The sequence below is a fragment of the Spirosoma sp. 48-14 genome (genome assembly GCF_001898575.1).
GTDB lineage: Bacteria > Bacteroidota > Bacteroidia > Cytophagales > Spirosomataceae > Spirosoma.
This window is the reverse complement of sequence record NZ_MKUD01000045.1, coordinates 442,194-449,578: the sequence shown is the minus strand read 5'-3', so window position 1 is coordinate 449,578 and position 7,385 is coordinate 442,194. Positions and strand designations below refer to the sequence as shown.

The following is a 7,385-nucleotide window of genomic DNA, read 5'->3' as shown; positions in this document are numbered from 1 at the left end:
AGCTAGACTTGGGTGAAGCCACAAACCTAGAAAAATACAACGCCCTCCACAAGTATTGGCCTTGATCCACGAAACCTGCGGAAAAGCATCGTAGCCAAAATAAAAAAGCACTCACGTTTTAACGTGAGTGCTTTTTTATTTTGAGAGAGCCAGTGGAGGGATTCGAACCCCCGACGCGCTTGCGCATCCTGATTACAAATCGGTTTTTATAGGAAAATGGGACAAAGCAGTCCGACGTAAAAATAGGCCTATGCGGTGAGTATGGGTATATTTATATAAAATGTTTTCGTCTTGTTTCTGGTAATTACGGAAGTGTGTATGCAAATTTGTATGCAAATGAGTCGCATGCCTGACACAGAAAAAGGCCTGCCTGACTATTTGCATTTGGCAGCATGAGCGCAACGGCAAACTTCTATTTCGATACCAGGCGACAGAAGCAGGACGGTACCTATCCCGTCAAGCTACGCATTACCTACCAGCGCCAACAGCGGTATTACCCAACAGAGATTAACCTGACCTCGGAGCAGTGGAAGAAGGTAAGCTCATTGAAACCCCGTGAGGATTTTATCAAGGATACCAAGGCAATGCTTGGCACTATTAGCCGCCGTGCTGAACGAATCATTACGGCCTTGCCAGTCTTTAGTTTTGAGGAGTTTGAGAAACGCTATTCAACGAGTGCCAATGATCGCCCGGATAACGTGGTATTGATCTTTGAGCAGTACTTAGAAGCCTTGCTGGAAGAGGGGAGGGCAGGAACGGCCAACAGCTACAAAGATGGACTGACGGCTGTGAAAGCTTACCATAACAGCAAGAAGCCTTTACCATTTTCGGCGATAACACCTGCCTGGCTGAAAGGCTTTGAGCAGTGGATGACAGGGAAGGGGAGAGCATTAACGACAGTTGGGATTTACCTGCGTAGCCTTAGGACAATTTACAACCGGGCGATTGAGGATGGTATTATTGACCGGGAGGCTTACCCATTCTCAAAGCGACGTTATCAGATACCAGCCGGACGTAATATCAAGAAGGCGCTAACGCTTTCGGATATCGAAAAGATTTACAATTATCCAGCAGAGGAGGGGAGTAGTGAGGAACGGTATCGGGATCTGTGGCTATTTTCCTACCTCTGTAATGGCATGAATCCGAAGGATATTGGTCGATTGACGTACTCCCAGATTGATGGTAACTATATCAGGTTTGTACGGGCTAAGACCCAACGTACCAAGCGGGATGCCTTGCCGATTAGTATCCCCTTAACGGATGAGGTACGAGCGATTATTGATCGATGGGGACAGCGGCCAATCAAGCCAAATCAATATATTTTTTCAATCCTATCGCCAGGGCTGACTCCCCAACAGGAAATCGGCAAAATCCGACAATTCGTTAAGATGACAAACATCTATGTCCGACAGATTGCCAAAGCAGTTGGAGTAGAGAAGGATGTGACAACCTACACGGCCCGCCACTCGTTTGCAACTATTCTAAAGCGATCAGGTGCTCCAACCGAATTTATCAGTGAAAGCCTGGGCCATCAAAGTGTCGCTACCACCAAGAACTACCTGGATAGCTTTGAGGACGATGTGAAGCAACAATACGCTAGTGTGTTGACCGGATTTAAAAAGCCTAATTAGCTATGCAGAATAACTTCTTTGATGAGTACTTAAAGCAAATGCGGGCTTATATCAAGACATTACGACTAGTGTTTACTGGTCGCGCTGACTGGTATGTATTAGAGGGTTTGCCTCAGAATTATCATCTTATGGCTAGCGATGTAAGAGTTCTTATTGACAGGGAATATAAGTCGTTGCCCGATTCAGAATGGCGAGAAAAGATTATTTATTACAAACAGGCGCAGAATCAGTTTGATGCTGATCATATGCAAGAAGGAGAGACGTATTGTAAAGCGTTCTGGGAAAAGAAGCGGACCAACGAAAGGCAAGAAGCAGATTTGCAGGAAGAGGTACTAGCCAAGATAGATAACAATCAGCAGGAGGAGGCTCGTGAATATTATCAGAAAAATTCTCTCAGACTAAAATTTCAAGAAAAGCTATTTCGGCAGAACCAGTCCTATATGGATGCACTTATCCATACGCGTCAACATATTGATAATTGGATCAAAACTACTTTAGGCTCAAGTAAAGAAAATCGACAGAAAGATACTGGACGATCAGGAAAAACAGAGGATAACTCAAAAAATCACCCTTTAACAATTGTACCTGGCGCTAGAGAAGTTTTAAATAAAAGCTTACGCAAATACATTGAAAAAGAAGAACATCAGGCTTTGGAAGATTTGATTTGTAAAGGAGAGATACCTATAACCAAAATAACTATTAGTTGTACAGTAAATCAATTTGCTGATGCATTTATAAAAGCCGAAGCTGTACCCGTGTCAGGTGCGTCCAAATTGAGTAGGGAAATACCCAAGTTTTTTCAAAGAAAATCTTTAGAAGAGTTTGGTATCTCTTATTTAGAGAGAAAACTTCGAAAGGGTAAGGAATCTAAATAAGTCTAAAATTTTTGTATCCGTTTAGTATCCGGATTGTGGTAGCAGTCCTTGATCCGGATATTATTTTTCCCGTCTATTTGCCATCGGCTTCGATAAACCAGCCGATGTATGACACTTGATGTTCAAAAACTCCAAAATGATGCTAGTGATGCTGTCCGATTAGCTCAGGCTATCCTTAATCGACTTGATCAGCTCACGCAACCATCGACTCCTACCGAGGAACGACCTGTCAGCGTAAAAGAAGCTGCTGCCTTTCTCAATAAGAAAGAAGCAACAGTTTATGGTCTTGTTTATGAAAAAAAGATTCCTCATCATAAACCAGACGGAACAGGCAATCTATATTTTTTCATTTCTGAGCTTACAGAATGGGTAAAGAATGGCCGTAAGGCTACAAATGAAGAATTAGAGGAACAAGCTCGTATTCAAATTACTACTCGCCTGAATCGTCGTAAACAATCTAAGCAGCGGACAGGAGGACGCCAATCGATATGAGCGCCCTTCAGCACCTTTGTCGAATAGCCGACGATGCAAAAATTGCTAAATATCCCAATGTTCCAGCGAGTCGCATTCCCAGAAGTAAATACACCGATAGGACTGCCAATGGCCTGACAACTTGTGTCATGGCGTGGCTACAGCTTAATGGTCACTTCTGTGCTAGAATCAACACTGGCGGAATTTACGATGAGAAATTAGGTAAGTATCGACCTTCTGGTGCAACACTTGGCGTCCCAGACATTATTGCCTGTATTCGTGGACGGTTTGTTGGCCTCGAAATTAAAATTGGTGCTGATAAGCTCAGTCAACAGCAAAAAGACGTTGCTCGTCAAATCGAATCCTCCCTTGGCTTCTTTGTCGTCGTTTATTCATTCGAGCAGTTTTTCTCCTGGTACGAGGAATTTACCCGGCCACCTTTTCTCTAATCAAAGCAGGCCATGCAAGTTAATCAGACGATGTCAGTACTCGATGATCGACAACTCGTGATGGATGACGCTCAGTGGAACGAACTTCGACAGCAGCTTAATGACCCTGATACAAAGCGACTATCGGTGCATAAAATTGAGACCTTACCGACTGTTGTCAAATCCCAAGTGATTGATTATCACCTCAAGCGGAAACGACCGCTCATCGCCAGTTTTGTCGTCGATGAGCTCCGGAATGAATTGGGCCGAGCAGGCTACCAGGAAGGTTTTTGTAATGATTTTTTTGACTACTGGATTCTGCCTGAACACCAAAAGTCATTTCGGAAGAAAGAAAGGCCAGGAGGGCTGAGTAAGCTTATTGGTTTACCAAACTCAGCCGGTTTGGGAAGTTCGTTTGTAGAGCAGTTCAACAACTATGCAACTACAATTCTGGATGACACTTCCCCTGCGCCGACAAAAGATCGGGAATTATCGAGTCCTGTATCGAATAGTACGCCTAACATATCTGATCAGCAAGTATCAGAACCATTGGGCACGGAAGAACGGTCAGCCCCATTGGGAAATGCTGAGTATTATACCTTTTACCGGGCGTTGCTAAACAAGGCTGAAATCAAACTGGATGATGTAATTGAGGAACCTTTGCCTTGCCTGGAGATTGTTACTGGAGAGCAGGGAACTACCTTCGCTTCCCTAGGTAACTTCTCGCTCATTGTTGGTAAAGCGAAAAGCCGTAAGACATTCCTGGTTAGTGCCTTAGTCGCTGCTTTAATCTCCAACGATACGGTTATGCAGAAGATTCGTGGACGTTTACCTCCTAATCAGCGCTCAATTGTATATTTTGATACCGAGCAGCATGCTGGACATGTAAAGCGAATTCTTCGGCGAATTGCCACACTGGCTGGCCAGCAGACGTTACCTACCCTTCGGATTTTCCACTTAAAAAAGTATCCTCCCAGTCAACGGCTAAATGCAATCCAGGTGGCGATTTATGATACCACCAATCTGGGAGCGATTATCATTGATGGAATTAGAGATCTAACCTTTGATATCAATGATGGTAGAGAAGCCACCGATCGGGCTACTGATTTACTTCGATGGACCGAAGAGACCGGTGCACATCTAATTACCATTATTCACGAAAACAAATCGAGCAATAACGCCCGGGGACATCTAGGCAGTGAGCTAGTCAATAAAGCAGAAACTGTAGTGTCAGTAAGTCGCGACCCAGCCGATAAAGAGTCATCCATTGTAACGGCTGAGTATTGCCGGGATAAAGAGTTTGAACCTTTTGCTTTTTCCATCGATGAAGACGGACTGCCTTATTTAGTAGACGGTAATCTAGGGAAGTCAACTAGAGGAGCTGGGGCAGAGAAAGGTAGTATATTGCCCGAAGTGGTGGAAAGCCTTGTTCGCCGAGCATTTGCCGAAAATAAGTCATTACGTTTTTCTGCGTTACGAACTAATTTAATGGAGGCATCCGAGTATGTCGGTTCGCCCTTAGGAAAGACAAAAGTAGAGCAGTTGATTCATCGATTACAAGTTGATGGCTATCTAACGAAGTTTAAGCCGACTAAAGAGCGGTATGACGTTTACCAACTTAACCCAGAAAAAATTACGATTCAATCGTCCTAATTAACTGTCCTGAATACCCCCTATATATAGGGGGGTATTAGGACAGTTAGGACAGTTGATTTTTAGGACGCTTAGGATGATTGGTTAGGACGGTTAGTACGATTGATTTTTAGGACGCTTAGGACAATCAGTTAGGACAGTTAGGACGATTGATGAACAAATAGTATGACGAGCCCTTCCTTACGATATCGACTCCCTCAGAAAGCCATTAAAGGCGATTGTCCCAACTGTAGTCCCAAGTATCGTCGAACCTTGAGTCGTTACATCGATACGCGAAGTGATGAGCCATTGCCTGAACTATATGGACGTTGCGATCGGGAAGTGAATTGTGGCTATCACTTGAGTCCTTATGCAAAAGGCCCATCTGGTCTAAGTTATGCTGACGAAGTGTATCAATGTTGGAAAGAAGAAACGCAAAGGCAGCCTGCTTATCATTTAACGTATCTTCAGTCCGTCAGCCAGAACCCACCCGTTAGTCAGCCGGGGAAGCCAGTTCACTCCATTCCAGAGGATGTATTTCAACAGTCAATAGGCCATTATGAACGTAATCAGTTTGCCAGACTGTTAAGTCGACATTTTGGTGCTCAAGTCGCAAATCAAGCCTTGACTCAGTTTCAGATTGGTACGTCTAGCCGTTGGCCTGGGGCTTGTGTTTTTTGGTATATCGACGAGCAGAACCGTAAACGAGGGGGGCAGATAAAGTTATTTGACGATAACTGGCATACCGTTAAATATGTCAATGCCGCAGGGAAAAAGTGTATTAAGACCGATTGGGTACATACCTCCTTAGCCTATCGGTTAGCCCAGAAAAAACAATCCTACCCTGCCTGGTTAACGGCATACATCGAGCAGAAGGAGTTCTCGCCCTGTCTTTTTGGGCTTCCGCAATTAGTGACGGTACCAAAAGATAAACCCATTGCACTAGTTGAGGCTCCGAAAACAGCCGTGATATGTAGTCTCTATTTTGACCAGTATGTTTGGCTGGCGGTTGGGGCTCTGTCTTACCTTAATGCCGAACGGTTAGCACCGCTGATTGGTCGATCTATTATTGCTTTCCCCGACGCTGCTCTGCTGGGAAAAGACTTCAAGTATGGAAAAGCCTATTTGAATTGGAGTCGGAAAGCCGAGCAGCTCCGTAAGGCTGATGTAGATCATCCAGCTTTTCAGATCGATGTTTCTAATTTTTTAGAACAGATAGTTACTGACCTTGGCCGTCAGGAAGGGATTGACCTTGCTGACTGTCTATTAGCTGACTGGCAGGGTTATCCACCGGATTGGGATAAGCCAATTGAACCAAATGCCATACCTAGTCTGAAAATCACCACCCTGGAAAAATATTTAAATTATGACTGAACTTGAGCAATTACAACAAGAATTGAGGCACTGGAAAAAGTTACAACACCAGACTGAGGAGGAGTATCGGAGTATCCTGCGTACAGCCAGGGAAACGGCTGATCTGAATAAACAACTGTCCGATCTAAATAAGCAAGTGGTTAATCAAAATATGCGCTTGATTGCCATTATGCAAGGGTGCCTGGAGTACTATGATCTGTTGCCTTTAGCTCCTCGCCTGAACTAATGATTAAGTCCCGTATAAATGATCTATATGGTCATATCCGGTAAATAATCATTTCTAGCTTCTTCGTGAAGCCGATAACTTACTTCATTTAATTAAATGATGTTTAATCATGGCTATTTACGATTATCTCCAACCCCTCACGCAGGTAGCCGACCTGCCCCAGTTTCAAACCCCGACCTGGTTTCGAAAACGAAATGGTGACAGCACCTTTTTGGGAGATGCCATCAAAACGGCCGTACCGGTGCTCACCACTATCGCCAGTACTGCTTTAGGCGGACCGCTGGGCTCAGCCGCTGGACAGGCATTAGGCCAGGGCATTGTAGCGGGCATGAACCGACGGGATGCTAAAGTCGCCCGGCTGCAAGGCGCAACCGATGCGCTCAATACCATCGAAGAGGATCTGGCCCCCGAAATGGCGCGGTCTGGATTACTGAGCAACCTGGCCAGCCTTGTCAGCATCACCCCAGCCAGGGAAGGTTTGCCCACCGATCGGCTGAACCAACTTCAATCCGTTAACCCGACTCCTGACAATGGCGCCCTCAATACAGGCATACTCGATATGAGTAGTTTACAGGAAGGAAAAAACCAGTTGATGAACAGTTTCAGTACGGCTGGCCCCTCAACATCGGCCAAGATAAACCTGCTTAAACCCACCGGCGATATACTCCCTACAGCCGTTCAACAGGCGCTTATTGGGTTCTCCCGGCAACTCCAGCGTGGCGGCAATCGGGGTAGCAGCTACCAGATC

At 45.0% G+C, this 7,385-nt stretch carries 8 protein-coding genes (1 of these 8 only partly in view); all 8 read left to right on the top strand.

Annotated elements, in window-relative coordinates; all coding sequences use genetic code 11:
- The first annotated feature begins 392 nt into the window (after nt 1-392).
- Complete coding sequence (locus BGO59_RS24145) at nt 393-1,631, top strand: site-specific integrase (RefSeq protein WP_293687538.1); 1,239 nt, start codon at nt 393-395, stop codon at nt 1,629-1,631.
- Nucleotides 1,632-1,633: 2 nt separating this feature from the next.
- Complete coding sequence (locus BGO59_RS24140; protein WP_293687536.1) at nt 1,634-2,506, top strand: hypothetical protein; 873 nt, start codon at nt 1,634-1,636, stop codon at nt 2,504-2,506.
- 108 nt (nt 2,507-2,614) lie between these two features.
- Nucleotides 2,615-2,998, top strand: a complete 384-nt coding sequence (locus BGO59_RS24135) for a helix-turn-helix domain-containing protein (protein WP_293687534.1) — start codon at nt 2,615-2,617, stop codon at nt 2,996-2,998.
- Nucleotides 2,995-3,426 carry a VRR-NUC domain-containing protein gene (locus BGO59_RS24130; RefSeq protein ID WP_293687532.1) on the top strand — a complete coding sequence of 144 codons (432 nt, stop codon included), beginning with the start codon at nt 2,995-2,997 and terminating at the stop codon, nt 3,424-3,426. Before BGO59_RS24135 ends, BGO59_RS24130 begins: the two co-directional genes overlap by 4 nt.
- A gap of 12 nt (nt 3,427-3,438) precedes the next feature.
- Nucleotides 3,439-5,058 carry an AAA family ATPase gene (locus BGO59_RS24125; RefSeq protein WP_293687530.1) on the top strand — a complete coding sequence of 540 codons (1,620 nt, stop codon included), beginning with the start codon at nt 3,439-3,441 and terminating at the stop codon, nt 5,056-5,058.
- A gap of 165 nt (nt 5,059-5,223) precedes the next feature.
- Nucleotides 5,224-6,411: a DUF6371 domain-containing protein gene (locus tag BGO59_RS24120; protein ID WP_293687528.1), complete on the top strand. Its 1,188-nt coding sequence runs from the start codon at nt 5,224-5,226 to the stop codon at nt 6,409-6,411.
- A complete protein-coding gene (locus tag BGO59_RS24115) occupies nt 6,404-6,637 on the top strand; it encodes a hypothetical protein (protein WP_293687526.1) in 234 nt (77 codons plus the stop codon). The genes BGO59_RS24120 and BGO59_RS24115 overlap by 8 nt, the downstream gene beginning before the upstream one ends.
- A 109-nt stretch (nt 6,638-6,746) precedes the next feature.
- Nucleotides 6,747-7,385, top strand: the start of a protein-coding gene (locus BGO59_RS24110) for a LysM peptidoglycan-binding domain-containing protein (RefSeq protein ID WP_293687525.1). 1,731 nt of this gene lie beyond the right edge of the window; 639 of the gene's 2,370 nt are visible here — the first part of the coding sequence; it begins with the start codon at nt 6,747-6,749; its stop codon lies off the right edge, out of view.